Annotated in this window: 18 protein-coding genes; 3 read left to right on the forward strand and 15 right to left on the reverse strand. The window is 60.7% G+C overall.

The window, feature by feature from the left end; all coding sequences use genetic code 11:
• Window positions 1-13: 13 nt before the first annotated feature.
• From DW661_RS01800 to pyrR, 12 genes are all read right to left on the reverse strand, one after another.
• Window positions 14-2044, reverse strand: coding sequence for a DNA internalization-related competence protein ComEC/Rec2 (locus DW661_RS01800; protein ID WP_158568400.1), 2031 nt, complete (start codon window positions 2042-2044; stop codon window positions 14-16).
• Window positions 2045-2313: 269 nt separating this feature from the next.
• Window positions 2314-2991 (reverse strand): ComEA family DNA-binding protein, encoded by a 678-nt coding sequence (locus tag DW661_RS01805; protein WP_158568401.1) that lies wholly within the window; start codon window positions 2989-2991, stop codon window positions 2314-2316.
• Between the two features lie 249 nt (window positions 2992-3240).
• Entirely contained in the window at window positions 3241-4485 is a 1245-nt protein-coding gene (gene thiI, locus DW661_RS01810) for a tRNA uracil 4-sulfurtransferase ThiI (protein WP_117776224.1), read from the reverse strand.
• Window positions 4486-4767 (reverse strand): DNA-directed RNA polymerase subunit omega, encoded by a 282-nt coding sequence (locus tag DW661_RS01815; RefSeq protein WP_035138532.1) that lies wholly within the window; start codon window positions 4765-4767, stop codon window positions 4486-4488.
• Between the two features lie 5 nt (window positions 4768-4772).
• Window positions 4773-5342, reverse strand: coding sequence for a guanylate kinase (gmk, locus tag DW661_RS01820; protein ID WP_099431806.1), 570 nt, complete (start codon window positions 5340-5342; stop codon window positions 4773-4775).
• Window positions 5343-5651: an integration host factor, actinobacterial type gene (gene mihF / locus DW661_RS01825; protein ID WP_006236130.1), complete on the reverse strand. Its 309-nt coding sequence runs from the start codon at window positions 5649-5651 to the stop codon at window positions 5343-5345. It lies immediately after the preceding gene.
• 239 nt (window positions 5652-5890) lie between these two features.
• The gene (pyrF, locus tag DW661_RS01830; protein WP_117776223.1) at window positions 5891-6607 is read right to left on the reverse strand and encodes an orotidine-5'-phosphate decarboxylase; all 717 of its coding nucleotides are present in this window, start codon (window positions 6605-6607) and stop codon (window positions 5891-5893) included.
• On the reverse strand, window positions 6601-7509 hold the full coding sequence (locus tag DW661_RS01835) for a dihydroorotate dehydrogenase (RefSeq protein WP_006236128.1): 909 nt from the start codon (window positions 7507-7509) through the stop codon (window positions 6601-6603). Before DW661_RS01835 ends, pyrF begins: the two co-directional genes overlap by 7 nt.
• Window positions 7510-7523: 14 nt before the next feature.
• Window positions 7524-8291, reverse strand: a complete 768-nt coding sequence (locus DW661_RS01840) for a dihydroorotate dehydrogenase electron transfer subunit (RefSeq protein ID WP_118934409.1) — start codon at window positions 8289-8291, stop codon at window positions 7524-7526.
• A 116-nt stretch (window positions 8292-8407) separates the two neighbouring features.
• Window positions 8408-9697 (reverse strand): dihydroorotase, encoded by a 1290-nt coding sequence (locus DW661_RS01845; protein ID WP_117639911.1) that lies wholly within the window; start codon window positions 9695-9697, stop codon window positions 8408-8410.
• The gene (locus tag DW661_RS01850) at window positions 9681-10625 is read right to left on the reverse strand and encodes an aspartate carbamoyltransferase catalytic subunit (RefSeq protein WP_117776222.1); all 945 of its coding nucleotides are present in this window, start codon (window positions 10623-10625) and stop codon (window positions 9681-9683) included. The genes DW661_RS01845 and DW661_RS01850 overlap by 17 nt, the downstream gene beginning before the upstream one ends.
• 4 nt (window positions 10626-10629) lie before the next feature.
• Window positions 10630-11214 (reverse strand): bifunctional pyr operon transcriptional regulator/uracil phosphoribosyltransferase PyrR, encoded by a 585-nt coding sequence (pyrR, locus tag DW661_RS01855; protein ID WP_006236123.1) that lies wholly within the window; start codon window positions 11212-11214, stop codon window positions 10630-10632.
• Window positions 11215-11667: 453 nt separating this feature from the next.
• Between pyrR and rpmB the strand changes: the two genes are divergently transcribed.
• The 3 genes from rpmB to DW661_RS01870 all read left to right on the forward strand — a co-directional run bounded on the left by rpmB (window position 11668) and on the right by DW661_RS01870 (window position 15872).
• Window positions 11668-11856, forward strand: coding sequence for a 50S ribosomal protein L28 (gene rpmB / locus DW661_RS01860; RefSeq protein WP_022094725.1), 189 nt, complete (start codon window positions 11668-11670; stop codon window positions 11854-11856).
• A 514-nt stretch (window positions 11857-12370) separates the two neighbouring features.
• A complete protein-coding gene (adhE, locus tag DW661_RS01865; RefSeq protein ID WP_117776221.1) occupies window positions 12371-15019 on the forward strand; it encodes a bifunctional acetaldehyde-CoA/alcohol dehydrogenase in 2649 nt (882 codons plus the stop codon).
• Between the two features lie 88 nt (window positions 15020-15107).
• The gene (locus tag DW661_RS01870; protein ID WP_006236119.1) at window positions 15108-15872 is read left to right on the forward strand and encodes an aminoglycoside phosphotransferase family protein; all 765 of its coding nucleotides are present in this window, start codon (window positions 15108-15110) and stop codon (window positions 15870-15872) included.
• A 179-nt stretch (window positions 15873-16051) separates the two neighbouring features.
• Here the strand turns inward: DW661_RS01870 and DW661_RS01875 are convergent, their stop codons facing one another.
• Genes DW661_RS01875 through DW661_RS01885 form a run of 3 tightly spaced genes read right to left on the reverse strand, consistent with a single transcriptional unit; the run spans window position 16052 to window position 20231 of the window.
• Entirely contained in the window at window positions 16052-17773 is a 1722-nt protein-coding gene (locus tag DW661_RS01875) for a proline--tRNA ligase (RefSeq protein ID WP_233547433.1), read from the reverse strand.
• On the reverse strand, window positions 17774-18856 hold the full coding sequence (ispG, locus tag DW661_RS01880; RefSeq protein ID WP_118934335.1) for a flavodoxin-dependent (E)-4-hydroxy-3-methylbut-2-enyl-diphosphate synthase: 1083 nt from the start codon (window positions 18854-18856) through the stop codon (window positions 17774-17776).
• A gap of 13 nt (window positions 18857-18869) precedes the next feature.
• The gene (locus tag DW661_RS01885; RefSeq protein WP_117564266.1) at window positions 18870-20231 is read right to left on the reverse strand and encodes an RIP metalloprotease; all 1362 of its coding nucleotides are present in this window, start codon (window positions 20229-20231) and stop codon (window positions 18870-18872) included.
• Window positions 20232-20247: the final 16 nt, after the last annotated feature.

Here is a 20247-nt window from a genome sequence, read left to right on the forward strand (position 1 = left end):
GCCAACGATGTCATCACGGTCGCTGGCATCTCATCGCAAAGCCATTCGCAGTCGGCGCGACGGTAATGTCGCCGTGTTCGATGGTGCACGCGAACACACCACCCGCTTCCTTCACGGCATCGACGCAGGCATCGGACGGATGGCCGTATCGATTCCCCTCGCCCGCGCTCGCAAGGGAAAGCTCGGGCTTCAGGACGTCCAGCAACTCACCATCGACTGAAACCTTGGAGCCGTGATGCCCAAGTTTAAGGACATCGATATCCCCCACCTCCTGCACGAATTCCCGTTCTTGGTCGAGCTCGGCATCACCGGTGAGGAGCATGCGCAGGCCCTTGCCTTCCTGAACATAAGAGAGCAGCAGGACAAGGGAGTCCTCATTTCCCTCGCCATCCACGGACTCGAATGGCCACATCACGTGGGCGCAAAATGAGCCGATGTCGACCGTATCCCCACGGCGCACCTGCCGATACTCCACGCCAGGTCGGTTCAATACCTCGGCAGGAGCATCCTCCAGCGCATCCGCCGCCACGGCAATCGTTCCGACCGAAAACTGTTCGAGCACGGCAGGCAGACCACCCCAGTGGTCCTCATCCCAATGCGTCACAAAGACGGCATCGATATGGTGCACGTTATTGCGGACCAACGCCGCCACCACGCGCTCGTCGAGTCCGCAATCGACGAGTGCTACTGCGCCGCCCTGGCGGATAAGAATCGCATCGGCCTGGCCCACATCGAGCACCGTCACCGAAGGCGGAGCGAATCGATCCCAGTAGACGTACGGAATCGCAGCCAAGAGCACAAGGCATGCAAGCCCCACCGCCATAGGACGCGCACGGGGACGCGGCCACCGGACAAGCAGAACCGCCAGCAAACACGGCACTAGGTAAATCCACATGCTATCGGGCGGCACGCTCACGGATGCACCCGGCACGGCGGCAAACAGCTGCTCGAAGAACAGCGCGCAACGGGCGGCAATCATGGGCACAACGAGCGCCCAAGTCCGCAACGGTCCCACGAGCGAAAAGGGAACCAGCACGATGGACACAGCAAGCAGTACGCTCACCACCGGACCGATGACCGCATTTGCCAGCGGAGCAATGAGCGAGAACGTACCGAAGGCAGGAATGGTAATGGGAAATGTCGCCAACTGCGAGCACAGCGTGACGGAAAGCATGCTGGCAACGCCCGATGGCACGCCCAGCTCACCCAAAGCGAAGGTCGCATAGGGGCAAAAGCACAGAATGGCTAAGACGCTGGCACATGAAAGCTGAAAGCCCATCTCGAACAGCACCGTCGGCCGCAGTAGCACAAAGATGGACATGGTAACAAAGAGTGCCGATGCGCCGTGCCGGCGACGCCCCGCGCCGTTTACGACAAGCGTCGCGAACACCATGCAGCACGCGCGCACGGCAGAGGGAGACGCGCCCGTAAAGGTAGCGTAGCCCACAAGCGTTATCGCCAGTATCGCCCGCTGAAGACCACGTGAGCACCGAGTCTTTTGCAATAAACCCTCGATTAAAAACCCCACGATAGCCAAATGGCTGCCCGAGACGGCGATAAGATGCGCCGTTCCCGTCACCGAAAACCAGTCGCCCGCCGGCTGGGCGCGCAGCTCGGCCGAACGACCGCAGACGACACCGGCTATGAGCGCACGCGCCGGGTCGGTCGCAGGCGCGATAGACGCAAGCAGCCCATTTCGCAGTCGAAGCAGCGGCTCCGGAGAGCCCTCATCGACCGACACAATCCGAACGGCTTTAACCTTGCGCGCCTCGCCTCGAAGCACGCGTGAGCGCCCATACGCATCGTTCTCAAAGCGCGAAATTCGACCGATAGCACGTACATGCGAACCGGCGTCGAGCTCGCGATCACACGACAGCCGCACCTGACCCAAACGCTTTTCGCCCGCATACGCATCGCAGGCATAGGAGTACGCACCGTCACTGATGGACGGGTCGCCGTGCACAACAAACTCGAGACTGCTCGCAGCCCGATTATCCAGTGCGCTCGAAGCACGCAGTGTCCCGATCGCCCAACCCGCGGACACGACCGCCCCCGCCAAGAAGCCAAGGCCCGCGGCATAAAGCCATCGTCTCCACCGCACAAGGCGCATACAGGACCGAGCCAATACGATACAAGCCGCAGCCGCAACGGGAATGGCCATAAGCGACGCGACGGGCGCTGCCCGCTCTCCCAACAGCAAATCAGCCGCCATGTTAAGTACCAAGCCACAGCTCACACACAAGCCGGCACAAAGCGCCATCGTCCACGGCATCAATGGTCGTGGTGGCATCACTTGCTCGCGCTCGGTCGCACTCATACGCAGATGCAATCTTTGATTTTGGCAAGCTTCTTCTCGCCGATTCCCGACACACGCATCAGATCGTCAACCGAGGCAAAAGCACCGTTCTTTGTCCGCTCATCGATAATCGACTGGGCCATGGAGGGACCGATGCCCGAGAGCGTCTGTAGCTCTTCTGCGCTTGCCGTATTGATGTTTACTAGGCCTGTTGCGCCACTCACGCCCGATGATGCGGAAGCCCCACCATCAACACCGGCTTCCGCAATGGACGCCTGCTGCCCCCCTATCGTTGGAACGTGAATCTTCTGTCCATCGACGACCTTAGATGCCCGATTGAGCCCCGTAACGTCTGCCTCGGGCGCCAGCCCGCCGGCGGCATCAATCGCCTGAGCCACCCGCGCGCCGTCCTTGAGACGATATACGCCGGGCGACACAACGGCGCCATCGACATCGACATAGACCTCTGCCGCGGCAGAAGCCTTAGTCGAAGAACCTTCGGATGTCTTTCCGCTCGAGGTATCACCGGATCCCGGCTCCACCAACGAGCCCGAACCGTCAGTGCGCTCAAACGACACGCCACCGGCACCGCCGCCAAGGTTCGCCATCGCCAGTCCACTCGCCATCGCAATGACGACCAGTATCGCCATCACCACTGCCTTATGACCGAACAGCTTGTCCGCCAAGCGGTCCATCCGTTTGACTCGTTCGTGTTGTTCGCGCTGCGCCATAGCAAAACCTCCCAACACCATCGTGTCAGGAAAGGAGCTCCGCAACAGCCACGCTCCAAAACCGGTTTTAGCGGTCAAACCAAAAACCAACCAAAACCTTGCACAAATCTGTCCATTTATTCAGACATACGTCAGCAAATGAACACTTAGCCGCAAAATACCCAGATACCAAAAGACCGACGATGCAGGCGCATCGTCGGTCTATACACAAATTTACTCGTGATCTTGGTAAATCTCACGCGGAGCAAGCTCCGAATGTTTGCGTTTTAAGGTCTTAGGGGCCTTATACGTGTTGCTCTCGAAGTCGATGTACTCGGTCTGCTTGAGCAGGCGCTCGATCATCTCCTCATGATCGAGCAACTCCCAGGCCTCATGCACGGCATCGAGCTTAGCGTGCGTCTCGGGACGGCGCGGCATAAACAGCGTGCAGCAGTCGGGAGCGGCCTCAGTCGAGATATCGAACGTACCGATCTCCTCGGCACGCGCGATGATCTCCTGCTTGTCCGAACCGATGAGCGGACGGAACACGGGAATCTTCACGGCCTCGTTGACGGCCATGATGTTCTCAAGCGTTTGGGAGGCAACCTGCCCAAGCGATTCGCCCGTAACGATGGCCTTGGCGCCCTCGATGTGCGCAATGCGCTCGGCAACCGAATACATAATGCGACGATACATGATCACACGCAGGTTGCTGGGGCAGGTGACCGAAATCTCACGCTGGCAGTCGCCAAACGGAACCACGTACAGACGACCGATCTGGACACCCGGCTCAAGCGCACGGATGATGTCCTGCACCAAATACTCGCTCGTATCGGGCGTCTGCGGACGACCGGAGAAATGCACCGGCACGCACACCGCGCCGCGACGCGCGAGCATCCAGGTCGCCACCGGAGAATCGATACCCGACGACAGCAGCGTCACGACCTTGCCGGCAGAACCCACCGGCAGACCGCCCACGCCGCGCTCGGAGCGCGCGTACACATAAACGCTACCCTGGACCACCAGTACGTGCACCATCACATCGGGGTCGTGCATTTGAACCTTTTTATCGGGGAAGGCCTCACACAGCACCTCGCCAACCTGTCGATTGATATCGATCGAGGTGAGCTCATAGTCAGTATTGGAGCGCTTGGCGTGCACCTTAAACGAATCGAAGGAACCAAACTCGCGCAGCGCCTTCACAGCGGCGGCGCAGTACTCCTGCGGGTCGCGGTTGGTGTGATACGCCAGGGAAACACGGGCAACGCCGGGGACGGTGCGAATGACACGCGCCGCCTCGTCGGCCTGATGCTCGTTAAAGGTCACGAGGATATAACCGGAAATTCGAGACACGGCGTTCACGGAAAAGGCGGCCAAGGCCGCCTTGATGTTATCCATGAGGATATGCTCAAAATGTGCGCGGTTCTTGCCCTTCAGTCCAACCTCGTGATAGTGGACCAGGCAGACGCGAGCTGCCATTTAGGCTTCAGCAACCTTGTGGCCGAGCGCCTTCTCGTAACGGGCCTCGTCGTAAGAGATGTCGCCGTCGACAATCTCGTCCATAGCCATCGAGATGGTATCGGCACCGGAAAGCCCGATGGTGATGTCATCGACATCCTGGACGGCAAGCACGCGGTTGTGCTGGCCACGCAGCATGCTATTGATGTCGCAGGCGCGCTTGGAGGCAAGCGAAGCGAGCAGGAAGCGGTTGTGATCGGTCTTCTCCAGAAGATCGTCAATGCAAGGCTTTACAACGGACACGGACCTCAGATCCTTTCATGCATATCGAGAACGCGAACGAGCTCATCGGTCGCGCGGTCGAGATCGTCATTCACCACGACGTCGTCGTAGCGGTCGGCAAGGGCAAGCTCATCGGCGGCGTTTGCCATACGCAGCTCAATCGTCTCGGGCGTCTCGGTACCGCGACCGACTAGACGCTCGCGGAGCACCTCAAGCGAAGGCGGCTTGATAAAGATCAGCACGGCCTCGGGGAAACGCTCCTTCACCTGCAGGGCGCCCTGGACATCGATCTCCAAAATCAGAGACGAGCCCGAGGCGAGCTTGGATGTGACCTCGCTCACCAACGTGCCGTAGCAGTTACCGTGGACCTCGGCCCACTCAACAAACTCACCGTTTGCCACGCGGCGGTCGAACTCCTCGCGCGTCAGAAAAAAGTAGTTGACGCCGTCGACCTCACCTTTGCGTGGTGCTCGCGTGGTAGCCGAAACCGTCAGACCCAGGTTCGAGCGGCGCTCGCGCACACGAGTGACGAGCGTACCCTTGCCTGCGCCTGACGGTCCAGAAATCACAAAGAGCTTGGAATCCTGAGCGCTCACTTATTTGGTCAGCTGCTCGAGGAGCTGCTCGCGCTGACGGACACCGAGGCCCTGGACGCGACGAGTAGCGGAGATACCGAGCTCCTCCATGATCTTGGCGGCCTTGGCCTTGCCATAACCGGGGAGAGACTCGATGAGGGTGGAAACCTTCATGCGGGAAGCGATGGGGTCATCGGAGTTGAGCACGGACTCGAGGGACTTCTCGCCCTTCTTGATCTGCTCGCGAAGCTCAGCGCGGGCGTGACGTGCGGCAGCAGCCTTCTCAAGAGCCTGCTTGCGCTGCTCGTCGGTAAGCTGAGGGAGTGCCATTCGTACCTCCAAATAGTTGGGTTATATCTGATTCAATAATTGGCATTTTAGCACGTAGAACGTACAAAATGCCTAATCGCGGCTCCATAGGTTAGACGATACCCGCAAAAAGTGCAATATACTGCGCCCAAAGTTAAGCCCCTGACCTGCGATTCCACACAAAGGATGGGAAAGTTTACGCAGGCACAGGGGCTATTTTGTGCTAATGAGACCCAAAAGTGGTGACTTAGGGGAATCTTTTACGCAACGTTTTCGACCAGCTCGGCGACGATGGCGTCAAAGGCGGCAACCGGATCGTCGGCACCGGTGATGGGACGGCCCACCACAATGTGGCTTGCGCCACGCTCGATAGCCTGGGAAGGCGTCGCCACGCGGGACTGGTCACCAAGGGCGGCACCCACCGAACGCACACCCGGAGTCACGATCAGGGCATCAGGACCCAGCAGCTCACGCATGTCGTGAGCCTCCATCGGTGAGCACACGATGCCATCGATGCCGTTGGCCTGAGCAAGCTTTGCCAAGCGGGCGGCCTCCTCGGCCACGGGAGACTCGACGCCGATCTCGCTCAAAGTATCCTGATTCATGCTCGTGAGCACGGTGATGGCGACGAGCTTGGCGCGGTCCTCACGCGCCTCCTCGGCACCCTCGCGGCAGGCAGCGAGCATAGCACCCGAGCCCAGGCCGTGGACCGAAAGCAGGTCGGCACCGGCAAGCGAGGCCGAGCGGGCAGCGCCGCGCACCTGATGCGGAATGTCATGGAACTTAAGGTCGAGGAAGACCTTAAAGCCAAGGTCCTTAAAGGTCTTGACGATCTGGGGACCCTCAGCGTAATAGAGCGTCATGCCGACCTTGAGCCAGGCGGCATGGCCCGAAAGCTCGTGGGCGAGCTCGAGCGCGCGCTCACGGTCGCAGTCGAGGGCGACGATAACACGGTCGCGGGCATCATTCTCTAGCATTCGAAAGCACCCACCAGCTCGTTGATGTCCTTTACGCCCTGGGACTCGGCCCAGGCCTCGAGCTCATGCGCGATCTTAAGCGAAGCGCACGGATCGACGAAGTTGGCCATGCCGACCGACACGCAGGTGGCGCCGGCCAGGATAAACTCAGCCGCATCCTCGCCAGTCATGACACCGCCGACACCGTTGATGGGGATATCGACGGCCTGGGCAACCTCCCAGACCATGCGCACGGCGATGTGGTGGCACAGCGGGCCCGAAAGGCCGCCCTTGGGCTTGGCCACGCGAGACTTGCGGGTATGGACGTCGATGGCCATGCCCTGGATGGAGTTGATGACCGAAAGGCCGTCGGCGCCGGCAGCCTCGAGGGCCTTGGCGATCTCGGCGACGTTGACCGGCGCCATCTTCACGAACAGCGGCTTATCGGTCACCTTGCGGCAAGCAGCCATAACGGAAGAGGCGCCCTCGGGCGTGGAGCCCATGGCGGCACCGCCGGCGGCGATATTAGGGCAGCTCACGTTGATCTCGTAGCCGGCAGCCCAGGGGCACAGCTCGACATACATCTCGAGTGCGCGGACAAACTCGTCAACGGAGTGCCCGGCAACCTGGCAAATGACCTGGCAACCGTCCTTGGACAGCTGCTCGAGCCACGGGCCGGACTCACGGGCAAAGGCGGCGACACCGGGGTTCTGCAGTCCCACGGAGTTGATCATACCGCCAGGAATCTCGGCCATGCGAGGCGCAGGGTTGCCCGGCCAGGGTTCGGCGGCACAGCCCTTGGTGGTAATGGCGCCCAGCTGGGAAACATCGAAGAAATTCTGGAACTGCCAACCGTAGCCAAAGGTACCGGCTGCGGTGTTGATGGGGTTCTGCATCTTGACGCCGCCGAAATCGACGGCCATGTTAACGGTACCCACTAGAAGACCACCACCTTGGAAGCATCGAACACGGGGCCGCACATGCAAGCACCCTTCATACCGTCGACCGTCTCGACATTGCAGGTGTTGCAGGCGCCAAAGCCACAGCTCATCATGCGCTCGAGGGACACCTCGCAGTACGCACCGGCCTCGGCGGCAGCGGCGGCGACTTTCTTCATCATGACAGCGGGGCCGCAGCTGGCGATGTAGTCGTAGCCGCCCTCGCCAAGCAGCTCAGCGGCAGGATCGGTGCAAAAACCGTGCGTGCCGAGCGAGCCGTCGTCGGTGCACACGTTGACCGTATCGCACAGCGCGCGGAACTCATCGACTCCCACGGCCTTGGACGCGGTGCCAAAGCCCAGGCACACGTCGACGGCCACACCCTGCTCGACGAGCATGCCGGCAAGGCACAGCACGGGCGGAACACCGATGCCGCCCGCAACGAGCAGCGCCTTCCTGGTGCCCTCGGGAACAAGCCAGCCGCGGCCGCCAGGGCCCAGCAGGTTAGAAGTGGAACCGGGGGCCATCTGCGACAGACGGCGGGTGTCGTCGCCCACGACGGCGTACCACAGCTCGACGGTGCCGGCCTGGGCGTCGGCGCGATAGAAGCTCAGGGGCACGCGAAGCAGCGAAGAGGCATCGCCGGGCACGGCGATGTTCACAAACTGACCGGGCTTGAGCGCACTTGCAAGCTTGGGGGCCGAGATTACGAGCGAGAAGATGCCCTCGGCGATCTCCTTGTTCGAGACGACCTCGAAGTCGTGCATGCGTGCAGTGGAAGGTGTGGGCATAGACGCTCCAATCCCCCATGCGGTTGCATGGTTCAGGCGAACAGAAAGCGCGGCACCGCAAGGGCGCCGCGCACAAAAGCGATAAGGCTATGCTAGCAGATGCAGCCGTCGGCGAGCGTCTGCTTGCCGCCGACAAACACATCGGTGGCACGACCGGTGAGCGTGCGGCCGGCAAAACCGGAATTCTCGGCACGCGACTCGTAGCCATCCTCGCCGACCGTCCAGGTGGCAGACGCGTCGAAGACAGTCAGGTCGGCAACGGAGCCCGCCTTGACCTGAACCTGGTCGAGGCCCAGGATCTCACGAGGCTTGATGGCCATGAGCTCGACCATGCGACCCATGCTCATCTTGCCCGTGTTGACCAGCTCGGTGAGCACGAGCGACAGCGAAGTCTCGAGGCCGATCATGCCGAAGGGCGCCAGCTCGAACTCGCGGGCCTTCTCCCACGGAGTATGGGGAGCGTGATCGGTGACGATAGCGTCGACGGTACCGTCGATGACGCCCTGACGGATAGCCTCGGCGTCCTCGTCGGTACGCAGCGGCGGGTTGACCTTGAGCGAGGTGTTGTAGGTCTCGTCCAGGTCGTTCTCGGTCAGGAACATGTGGTGCGGCGTGGCCTCGCAGGTGACCTGCACGCCAGCTGCCTTACCGGCACGCACGAGCTCCAGGCCATGGGCGGTGGAGATGTGCTGGATGTGCAGCTTGGCACCGGTCAGCTTGGCGATCTCGATGTCGCGGGCGATCTGGAGCTCCTCGCCGGCAGCCGGCCAGCCCTCGAGAGCCAGACGGGTCGAGACCTTGCCCTCGTTGATCTGGCCGTGGCCGACCAGGTCCTCGTCCTGGCAGTGGCTCATAAAGACCTTGCCGAACATCTTGCCGTAGTCCATGCAGCGACGGAGCATGCCCGCGCCCTGCACGCCACGACCGTCGTCAGTGAAGGCGACGGCGCCGTGGGCGACCATATCGCCCATCTCGGACATGGCCTCGCCCTTAAGACCGCGGGTCATGGCTCCCGACGGATAGACGCGGCAGTGGCCGACCTCGGCAGCGCGGGACTTGACGAACTCCACGACGGTGCCGTTATCGGTGACGGGATCGGTGTTGGGCATGGCGCACACGCCGGTAAAGCCGCCCTTGGCAGCTGCACGGGTGCCGCTCTCGATGTCCTCTTTGACCTCGTAGCCGGGCTCGCGAAGGTGAACGTGCATATCCACCAGGCCGGGGACGAGATATTTGCCGGAAAGGTCGCGGACCTCGGCTCCCTCGACGGCGAGATTCTCGCCGACCTCGGCGATCTTATCGCCGTCAATCAGGACGTCAACGACACCGTCAAGCTCGACGGACGGGTCGACGACGTGGGCATTCTTAAGAAGCAAGGCCATTATCGGCACCTCCAAGCAGCAGATACAGGATAGCCATACGCACGCAGATACCGGCGTAGACCTGCTCCAGGATGACGGAGCGTTGCGGGTGGTCGGCCATATAGGAGTCGAACTCGACGCCGCGGTTGATGGGGCCCGGGTGACAGATGATCGCGTCGGGCTTCATGAGCTTCTCGCGGTCCTTGGTCAGGCCGAAGAGCTTGTGGTACTCACGAATGGTCGGGAACGGAGCGCCCTCGAGGCGCTCCTGCTGCACGCGCAGCATGTAGACGACGTCCAGCTCGGGGAGTACCGAATCGAGGTCGCTCGTCACGTGGTCGCAGCCCAGGACCTCGGGCGCCGGCGGCAGCAGCGTGCCGGGGGCGACGGCGTAGGTCTCGCAGCCCATGATCTTAAGGGCGGGGATCAGCGAGCCGCAGACGCGGGAGTGCGCGATATCGCCGACGACGGCGGCCTTAAGACCGTGGAAGTCGCCCTTGTGCTCCCAGATGGTGTACAGGTCGAGCAGGGCCTGCGTGGGATGGTTGTGCTTGCCGTCGCCGGCGCAGATGACGCTCGCGGGCGAGTTCTGCGTGACGATGTAGGGAGCACCGGCGTGCTTATCGCGAACGACGATGCAATCAATCTTGTAGGCGTTGAGGGTCTCGACGGTGTCGACGAGGCTCTCGCCCTTGACCGTGGAGGTCGAGGAGCCGCCAAAGTTGAGGCTGTCGGCCGAAAGACGCTTCTCGGCGAGCTCGAAGGAGCTGCGGGTGCGCGTCGAAGGCTCGTTGAACATGTTGACGATGGTCTTGCCCTTGAGCGTGGGGACCTTCTTGATCGCACGCTCATTGACCTCGGAGAACGCCTTGGCGGTCTCGAGGATGAGCTTGATGTCCTCTTCGGAGTACTCGGTAATGTCGATCAGGTGCTTATGGTTGAACGCCACGGTACTACTCACCTCCCAGCGGCGCGGAGCCCACGTGGGAACCCGGCGCGACGTCGTTAATCTCGACGGCGGTGTGGCCGTCGACTTCCTTCATATATAGGTGCACGTTCTCCTCATGCGACGAGGGAACGTTCTTGCCGACAAAGTCCGGCGAGATGGGGAGCTCACGGTGACCGCGGTCAACGAGAACTGCCAGCTCGATGCGGCTCGGACGGCCCAGGTCCATGACGGCATCCAGAGCGGCGCGGATAGTACGGCCCGTATACAGGATGTCGTCCACCAGCACGACGCGCTTGCCGTCGACGCTGAAGGGAATGTTGGTAGCGTGGATCGCGGGAGCGAAATTGGTCGCATAGTCATCGCGGTAGAAGCTGATGTCCAGGCTGCCGAGCGGAACGTCGACGCCCTCGATCTCCTTGATCTCCTCGGCGAGCTTCTTTGCCAGAAGGTCGCCGCGCGTGACGATGCCGACCAGAGCGAGGTCTTCACAGCCCTCGTTGCGCTCGAGAATCTCGTGCGCGATACGGGTCATCGCTCGATTGACGGCGGTCTCGTCCATGATGACCGCCTTGGGGGAAGTCGTGCCCATCGATCTCCTTCCTCACATGTCTTGACTGCTGACACAGTCAAAAAAAAATAGATGCCCGACCGCTTAAAGCGGACCAGACACCCACAGGAAGGGCTGCTCTTTGGCAGCTATGTAATTCCATGTGGGTATCTCGTACCCCTTTAATGGTCAAGGGATAGTGTAGCCAACCTCGAGCTTAATTGCGAGCATAAATACAGGGCAATCCGTAAACGGGCGCAGGTGCTCCATAAACCTATATATATTTGTGGGACGAGCTTGAAAACGCACGCACGAGCTGGCATAATCCCCTCTGCTGCACGCAAATCGGATCTACGTCCAGGGCCGTGGCGTGAGCACTATCGCCAAAAGAGGAATATCTCTGTGTAGATTACGCACAGGGAGCTGCTTCTGTGCTATAGTTCAGGCTTGTTTGTTAACGCGACATGTTCGTTTGTCGCCCAAGGAGGGTCAGTTATGTCCAAAGTTTGCGAAGTTTGCGGTAAGCACCCCGTTGCCGGTCGCTCCATCAGCCACTCTCACCGCGTCACCAACCGTAAGTTCCGCCCCAACATCCAGCGCGTCTACGTCGTCGTCGATGGTCACCGTCGCAAGATGAACGTTTGCTCCACCTGCCTCAAGTCTGGCAAGGTTGCGCGCTCCTAAATAAGGTCTTACCAACAAGTACCTCGGACTCTCCGGGTCAAAGACCTCGCGTTCACATAGAACTTACCAAAGGCGCCCTCCCCTAAGGAGGGCGCCTTTTGCACTCATTGGGGACAGACTTACATGAGTGTTTGCAGATGTCAAAGGAATCATAGCCTAGCTGATATGCCTTAAAGCTTGACCAACGGTACGTCTCGAGTGAGTCGATTGCACTTTTCACAGGATTGAGATGGATATAATCGAGAAGCTGCACCGCCTGCGTGTCCGACTCAACAGCGACCCGCGAATAGCGATTATCAAACAGATGCCCCGTTCTCCCCGTTTTCCCATTGAAATACTTGTTTTAGTCTGTCCCTAATGAGCGGGGCGATGCACTGGCAGATAGTTTTAGTTAAAACGCTTCAGTATATTGAAGCGTTTTAGTATGCCTTTTACGGGAATCTTGCCGTTCGCCGAATATTTTCTTGCTATCATGCAAGTCGTAGGGTAAATCTCCGATCGCAAGGAGACACAAATGGTGAAAAAGTCACCGGAAAACACTACTCCCGCAATTGTGGACAACGTAGAGGCGCTTGAGGCTAAGCTCGCTCAGATGCGAGAGGCCCAGGCGCTTTTTGCTACGTACACGCAGGAGCAGGTCGACAAGATCTTCTATGAGGCCGCCATGGCCGCCAACAAGGCTCGTATCCCGTTGGCGAAGATGGCCATCGAGGAGACCGGCCGCGGCGTTCTTGAGGACAAGGTCATCAAGAACCACTACGCCGCAGAGTACATCTACAACGCTTACAAGAACACCAAGACCTGTGGCGTTCTGGAGCGCGACGAGGCTTACGGCATCACCAAGATCGCCGAGCCCATCGGCATCGTGGGCGCCGTCATCCCGACGACCAACCCCACCTCCACCGCGATCTTCAAGACGCTGATCAGCCTGAAGACCCGCAACGGCATCATCATCTCCCCGCACCCGGCAGCCGCCAAGTGCACCATCGCCGCCGCCAAGCTCGTGCTTGACGCCGCCGTCAAGGCCGGCGCCCCCGAGGGCATCATCGGCTGGGTCGATGTCCCCTCCATCGAGCTGACCAACATGGTCATGCGCGACGTCGACATCATCCTCGCCACCGGTGGCCCGGGCATGGTCAAGGCCGCCTACTCCTCGGGCAAGCCCGCCCTGGGCGTTGGCGCCGGTAACACCCCGGTCATCATCGACGACACCGCCGACGTGCTGCTCGCCGTCAACTCCATCATCCACTCCAAGACCTTCGACAACGGCATGATCTGCGCTTCCGAGCAGTCCGTGACCGTCATCGACACCATCTATGACCAGGTCAAAGCCGAGTTCCAGAAGCGCGGCTGCTACTTCGTCAAGCAGGGTGCCGAGATGGAGGCCCTGCGTGCCGCCATGTTCAAGAACGGCGCTCTCGATCACCGCATTCCCGGCATGGCTGCCGCCAAGATCGCCGAGCTCGCCGGCATCGAGGTTCCTGCCAAGACCAAGATCCTGATCGCCGAGGTCACCTCCACCGACCCCGCCAAGGAGGAGTTCTCCCACGAGAAGCTCTCCCCGGTCCTGGCCATGTATCACGCCAAGGACTTCCAGGAGGCCGTCGACAAGGCCGAGCACCTGGTGCTCGCCGGTGGCCCGGGCCACACCGCCTCTCTGTACGTGCACCCCGCCCAGGCCGAGAAGATCAGCCTGTTCGAGCACGTCATGAAGGCCTGCCGTATCGTCATCAACACCCCGTCCTCGCACGGCGGCATCGGTGATCTGTACAACTTTGGCATGAAGCCGTCTCTGACCCTGGGCTGCGGCTCCTGGGGCGGCAACTCCGTCTCCGAGAACGTTGGGGTGAAGCACTTGATCAACGTTAAGACTGTGGCCGAGCGCCGTGAGAACATGCTGTGGTTCCGCGCTCCCGAGAAGGTCTACTTCAAGAAGGGTTCCACGCCCGTCGCTCTCGACGAGCTCGGTACCGTCATGGGCAAGAAGCGCGCCTTCATCGTCACCGACCAGTTCCTCTTCAAGAATGGCAACACCCGCGCCATCGAGGCCAAGCTCGACGAGATGGGCATCGCCCACGACTGCTTCTACGACGTCGAGCCCGATCCGTCGCTGCAGTGCGCACGTCGCGGCGCCAAGCAGATGGCTCTCTTTGAGCCGGACGTCATCATCGCCGTCGGCGGTGGCTCCGCTATGGACGCCGGCAAGATCATGTGGATGATGTACGAGCACCCCGAGTGCAAGTTTGAGGACATGGCCATGGACTTCATGGACATCCGCAAGCGTATCTTCACTTTCCCCGAGATGGGCAAGAAGGCCTACTTCGTCGCCGTCCCGACCTCTTCGGGTACCGGCTCCGAGTGCACGCCGTTCGCCATCATCACCGACAAGGAGACCGGCATCAAGTGGCCGCTCGCCGACTACGCGCTGCTCCCCAACATGGCTATCGTCGACGCCGACAACTGCATGACCGCCCCGCGCGGCCTGACCGCTGCCTCCGGCATCGACGTCATGACCCACGCCATCGAGTCCTACGTCTCCATCATGGCTTCCGACTACACCAAGGGCCTCTCCGAGCGCGCTGCCAAGCTCGTCTTCGAGAACCTGCCCTCCAGCTTCACGAACGGCGCCAAGGACCCGCACGCCCGCGAGGAGATGCACAACGCCTCCTGCATGGCCGGTATGGCCTTCGCCAACGCCTTCCTGGGCCTCAACCACTCCATGGCCCACAAGCTCGGCGCTTTCCATCACCTGCCCCACGGCATCGCCAACGCCGTCATCCTGACCCGCGTTATGCGCTACAACGCCGCCGAGGCTCCCGTCAAGATGGGTACCTTCTCTCAGTATCCTTACCCCAACGCGCTGCACAACTACGCCGAGATGGCCAAGTACTGCGGCATTGAGGGCAAGGACGACAAGGAGGTCTTCGAGAACTTCATCACGAAGCTCGAGGAACTCAAGGACTTCATCGGCGTCAAGAAGACCATCGCCGACTACGGTGTCGACGAGCAGTACTTCCTCGACACCCTCGACGAGATGACCGAGCAGGCATTCAACGACCAGTGCACCGGCGCTAACCCGCGCTACCCGCTCATGAGCGAGATCAAGGAGCTCTATCTGGACGCCTACTACGGCCGCGAGCCTCAGGATTACGCCGTCTGCTAGTTCTAGCACGGTTTTTAACGGCGGGGGTGCACGGGTGTTTCACACACCCCCGCCGTCGCTTCTATCGCATCGTTGAAAGGATGCAACCATGCTGCTACCCGATTCCAAGACCGAGCTCGTCCGCCGTGGCAACAAGGTCGTTTACGACCTGGGCGACAAGATCGTCAAGGTCTTTAACGAGACCAAGCCCGTCTCCGACGTGTTCAACGAGGCTTTGAATCTTGCCCGCATCAATGAGTGCGGCATCCGCAGCCCCAAGGCTCTCGAGGTTTCCCAGCTCGAGAACGCCAACGGCTGGGCGCTCGTGACCGAGAAGGTCCCGGGTACCACCCTTGCCGAGAAGATGACTGCCGAGCCCCAGCGCTTCGGTGAGTACCTCGAGATGTTCGTCGACCTCCAGATCGAGATCCACGGCTACACCTCCCCGCTGCTCAACCGTCAGCGCGACAAGTTCGCCCGCATGATCGACAGCCTTGATCAGCTCAATGCCACCACGCGCTACAACCTTCAGGAGCGCTTGGACGGCATGACCAAGGAGTTCAAGGTCTGCCACGGCGATTTCAACCCCTCCAACGTCATCGTCGGCGATGACGGCCAGCTGTACGTCTGCGACTGGGCACACGCCACCCAGGGCTCCCCTGCTGCCGACGTTGCCACCACCTACCTGCTCTTTGCCCTCAACAGCAAGGATCAGGCCGAGGCCTACCTGGAGCTCTACTGCGACCGCGCCGACATGCCCATGCAGGTCGTGCGTCAGTGGACGAGCATCGTAGCCGCTTCCGAGCTCGCTCGTAAGCGCAACGTGAACGATGAGTTCCTTAAGAACTGGATCGACGTCGTCGATTATCAGTAATATCTGAGCGATTTATTTCGCATCGGAGGCACAAAGAGAACCCCGCAGCTCACATGGGCTGTGGGGTTTTCCTTTTAGCGATTGAGCACGCCGAGAAGACAAAAGGACGGCCCCGCATCTCCCCTATCTGGAGAAATGCGGGGCCGTCCCGTATATCGAACTACAAGCGAAATCGCCAATTAACGGCGTGCCGCCTTCACAAGCTTGGAAACCTTGGCAACGACCTCGTCGATCGCCACGTCCTCGCGCTCGCCCGTGGCACGGTCCTTGAGCTCGACGGTGCCGTTCTTAAGGCCACGCTTGCCGAGCACCACCTGATACGGGAAGCCCATAAGGTCGTTGTCGGCAAACTTAAAGCCGGGACGCTCATCGCGATCGTCGACGACGACCTCGATACCCTCGCTGCACAGGCCATCAACGATCTGCTCGCAGACAGAAGCGCACTCCTCCTTCTTGGGGTCGAGCGGAATCACCGCAACCTCGTACGGGGCAACGGAGACCGGCCAAACGATGCCGTGCTCGTCGTTGTGCTGCTCCACGACGGCAGCGAGCGAGCGAGACACGCCAACGCCGTAGCAACCCATGATAAGCGGCTTCTCCTTGCCGTCCTCGTCCATAAAGGTGGCACCCATGGCCTCGGAGTACTTGGTGCCCAGCTGGAAGACCTGGGAAACCTCGATGCCGCGGGCAGCAGAGAGCGGCTTGCCGCAGTGCGGACAGGGATCGCCGGCAACGACAGTAACCAGGTCGGCCCACTCATCGACGGTAAAGTCGCGATCGGGGCAGGCACCGGTAAAGTGATAGTCGACCTCGTTGGCACCGCAGGCCCACTGCCTGGACTCGCGCAGGCTCTCGTCGCACACCAGACGGATGCCCTCGGGCAGGTTGACCGGTCCGATAAAGCCCTTGTGCAGCCCGTTCGCCTGAAGCTCCTCGTCGGTCATCATGCGATAGCCCTTGCCAAAGACATGCTCGGCCTTGCAGTCATTGAGCTCGTGGTCGCCCGGGACAATGGCAGCGACCGGCTTGCCCTCGGCGTCGATCAACGCCAGCGACTTGCGCGTACCGTTCTCGGGGAAGCCGAAAAACTTGGCGACGGCCTCGATGGTGCCCATACCCGGAGTCTCGACCTTGGTAAGCGTGCCGTCGCCGGGGCCCTCGGTCACAACGACCTTGGTGCTTGCAGCCTCGTCATCGGCAGCAAAGCCGCAATCGTCGCAGTAGACGAGCGAGGCCTCGCCGGCGTCGGCCAGAGCCATGTACTCGACAGAGGTGTCGCCGCCGATCTCGCCAGAGTCGGCGACAACGGGCAGAGCCTTGATGTAGCAGCGCTCGCAGATGTTGGCGTAGGCCTGCTTCATCTTGTCATACTCCTCCTGCAGGCTCTCCTGCGTGGCAGAGAAGCTGTAGGCGTCCTTCATGATGAACTCGCGACCGCGCATCAGGCCAAAGCGGGGACGGAACTCATCGCGGAACTTGTCCTGAATGTGGTACAGGTTGACGGGCAGCTGCTTATAGGAGCGCAGCTCGTTGCGCACCAGGGCCGTGACGGTTTCCTCATGCGTGGGGCCCAGCACAAACTCGCGACCATGACGGTCGTCAAAGCGCACGAGCTCCTTGCCATAGGCATCGATGCGGCCGGACTCACGCCACAGCTCGGCATCGACCATAATGGGCATCATGAGCTCCTGGGCGCCGGCGGCGTCCATCTCGTCGCGCACGATGTTCTCGATCTTACGAATCGAGCGCCAAGCGAGCGGCAGATAGGAATAGAGACCGGCGGCCTCCTTGCGGATCATACCGGCACGAAGCAGCAGACGATGGCTTGCAAGCTCGGCGTCGGCCGGATCCTCTTTGAGCGTCGGCGCATAGAGCTTAGACATATACATTGCTCGGGTCATTTATTTCTCCTCAATTAGTTTGTCGACCTCGGCCATAAGCGCGTCGACAATTTGATCCTCAGCTACTTTACCAATGATCTGGCCATGCGAAAAGAGCAGGGCCAGACCACGTCCGCAAGCAACGCCCAGGTCGGCATCGGAAGCCTCACCGGGGCCATTAACGGCACATCCCATGACGGCAATCGAGAGCGGCGCGGTATAGTTCTTAAGCCGCTCGGTTACTTCCTCGGCGATAGGAATCAGGTTAACCTGACAGCGGGCGCACGTAGGGCACGAGACAATCTCGGGGCCGCGGCGACGCAGGCCCAACGACTGCAAAATTCCCCAGGCGACCGGCGGCTCCTCAACCGGATCGGCCGTGAGCGAGACGCGCATGGTGTCACCGATACCCTCAGACAGCAGGATACCAAGACCCACTGAGCTCTTGATGGTGCCCTGCAGCTTGGTACCTGCCTCAGTTACGCCCAGGTGAAGCGGAACGTGGGGAATCTCACGCGACAGGGCTCGATAGGTATCGAGCGTCGTCTGCACGCTATGGGCCTTGGCCGAAAGCACAATGTTCTTAAAGCCGCGGTCCTCAAAGTGCCGCACAAAGCGCTCGCTAGACATCACGAGCTTCTCGGGCTGCGTGAGGTCTTCGCGCTCGGCGATATCCTGCTCAAGCGAGCCCGCGTTCACGCCAATGCGAATCGCGCACCCAGCAGCGCCCGCGGCATCGATCACGGCATCGACCTTGGCCCAATCGCCAATGTTGCCGGGATTGATGCGGAGCTTGGCGGCACCGGCCTCAACGGCACCAATGGCGAGCTTATGGTTAAAGTGGATATCAGCGACGATCGGCACCGGGGACTCAGCACAGATGGTACGAAAGCCCTCGAGCGCGGCCTCGGTGGGTACACTCACGCGCACGATATCGCAGCCCGCCTGCGCCAACGCGCGAACCTGCCCAAGCGTTGCCTGGGCATCGGCGGTATCAGTGCAGGTCATAGACTGGACCACGACCGGCGCGCCGCCGCCGATCTGCACGCCGCCCACATGCACGGGGCGCGTCAGCTCGCGCGGCAAAGGATGGGATAAAGACAATCCAAACACTCCCCTACAGAATAAAACGAAGGATGTCGGAACGAAGCATATAGACAAACAGCAGTGCAAAGAGCGCGATGCCGACATAGCTGACGATTGTCTGCACTTTGAGCGGCAGCTCGCGGCCCGCAATCTTTTGAATGATCTCGATGACCAGCTTGCCGCCATCGAGTGGTGGGATGGGCAGCAGGTTCATAAAGCCAAGCGAGAACGAAATGAGGGCGGCAAACGAAAGGAACGTGGCAGGGCCGGCAGCAGCGGCCTGTGAGGACATAACGCTAATACCCACGATCGAAGAAGACTGATCGAGAATCTCCATCGTATGCTGCGGCTGGAGCAGGCGCATCACGCCATCCGCTGTCTGCACGACATAGGAGAACGACAGGCGAGCCGACGTGATGGGGTCTAAACGGACCACCTGCGTAGAGGCATACACACCTAGGCGCTCGTCCTCTTTGAGCGCAACCGTGGTCGAATGCTGCTTGCCGTCACGCTCGTACTCGATGGCGATATCGTCCTTACCGGCAGCCTTGCCGATGGCATCGTAGACATCCATCCAAGTGGAACATGAGACACCGTCAACCGAAAGGATCGCGTCACCGCCCTCGATACCCGCCTTGGCGGCAATAGACCCCTCGTCAACCTGACCGATCACGTTGGTATCCATCGGCACGGTGACACCCGCAATGGAATAGATGCTCATAAGGAGCAAAAAACCCGTCAAGATATTGACGATAATGCCCGCGAGCAGCATAAAGGCGCGCTTGAGAAAGCCTTGGCCAAGATAGGTGTGCGAGCGCTCTTGCGCAAGGAACTCGGCCTCGCCGCACGGCAGCTCCCACACATCGCCCTCGGCAGTCGCATGTTCGCGATCGAAACGGCGACCATCAAAGGTGGTATAGCCTGCCTTGTCTCGCGGCAACGTCTGATATTTGGTGGGATAGTAGCTCGGCGAGGGCTTCTCCCCTTCCTCATACCAGGGCGCGATGGAGCCCCAGCCCAGCAAAAGGGCGCATGCCTCGAGCACATCCTCCTCGGAAAGCTCGAGCTCGACAGCAAGGTCGGCCACGGTCACGCGACCATGACGATAGATAGCCGCGAGCACGCGGTCGGCGCACGAAACATCGGTCGGATCCATACCGCAGATGGCAGCGTAGCCACCCAGCAGCAGCGGGGTCACGCCAAACTTGGTTCCAATGCGACGCGACGTGTAATGGATGTCAAAGCGGCACGGCAGACCCAAAAAGAACTCGGTCACACGGACGCCGCAGGCGCGCGCCGCCAAAAAGTGGCCGCCCTCGTGCAAAAACACGAGGACGGAAAGCATCAGCAGGCCCCAAAAGACCGATGAGAGAACGCTCAGAACAGTATCCATAAAACGAAAAAGCAAT

The sequence above is a fragment of the Collinsella sp. AM24-1 genome (genome assembly GCF_003470325.1).
Classification (GTDB): Bacteria; Actinomycetota; Coriobacteriia; order Coriobacteriales; family Coriobacteriaceae; genus Collinsella.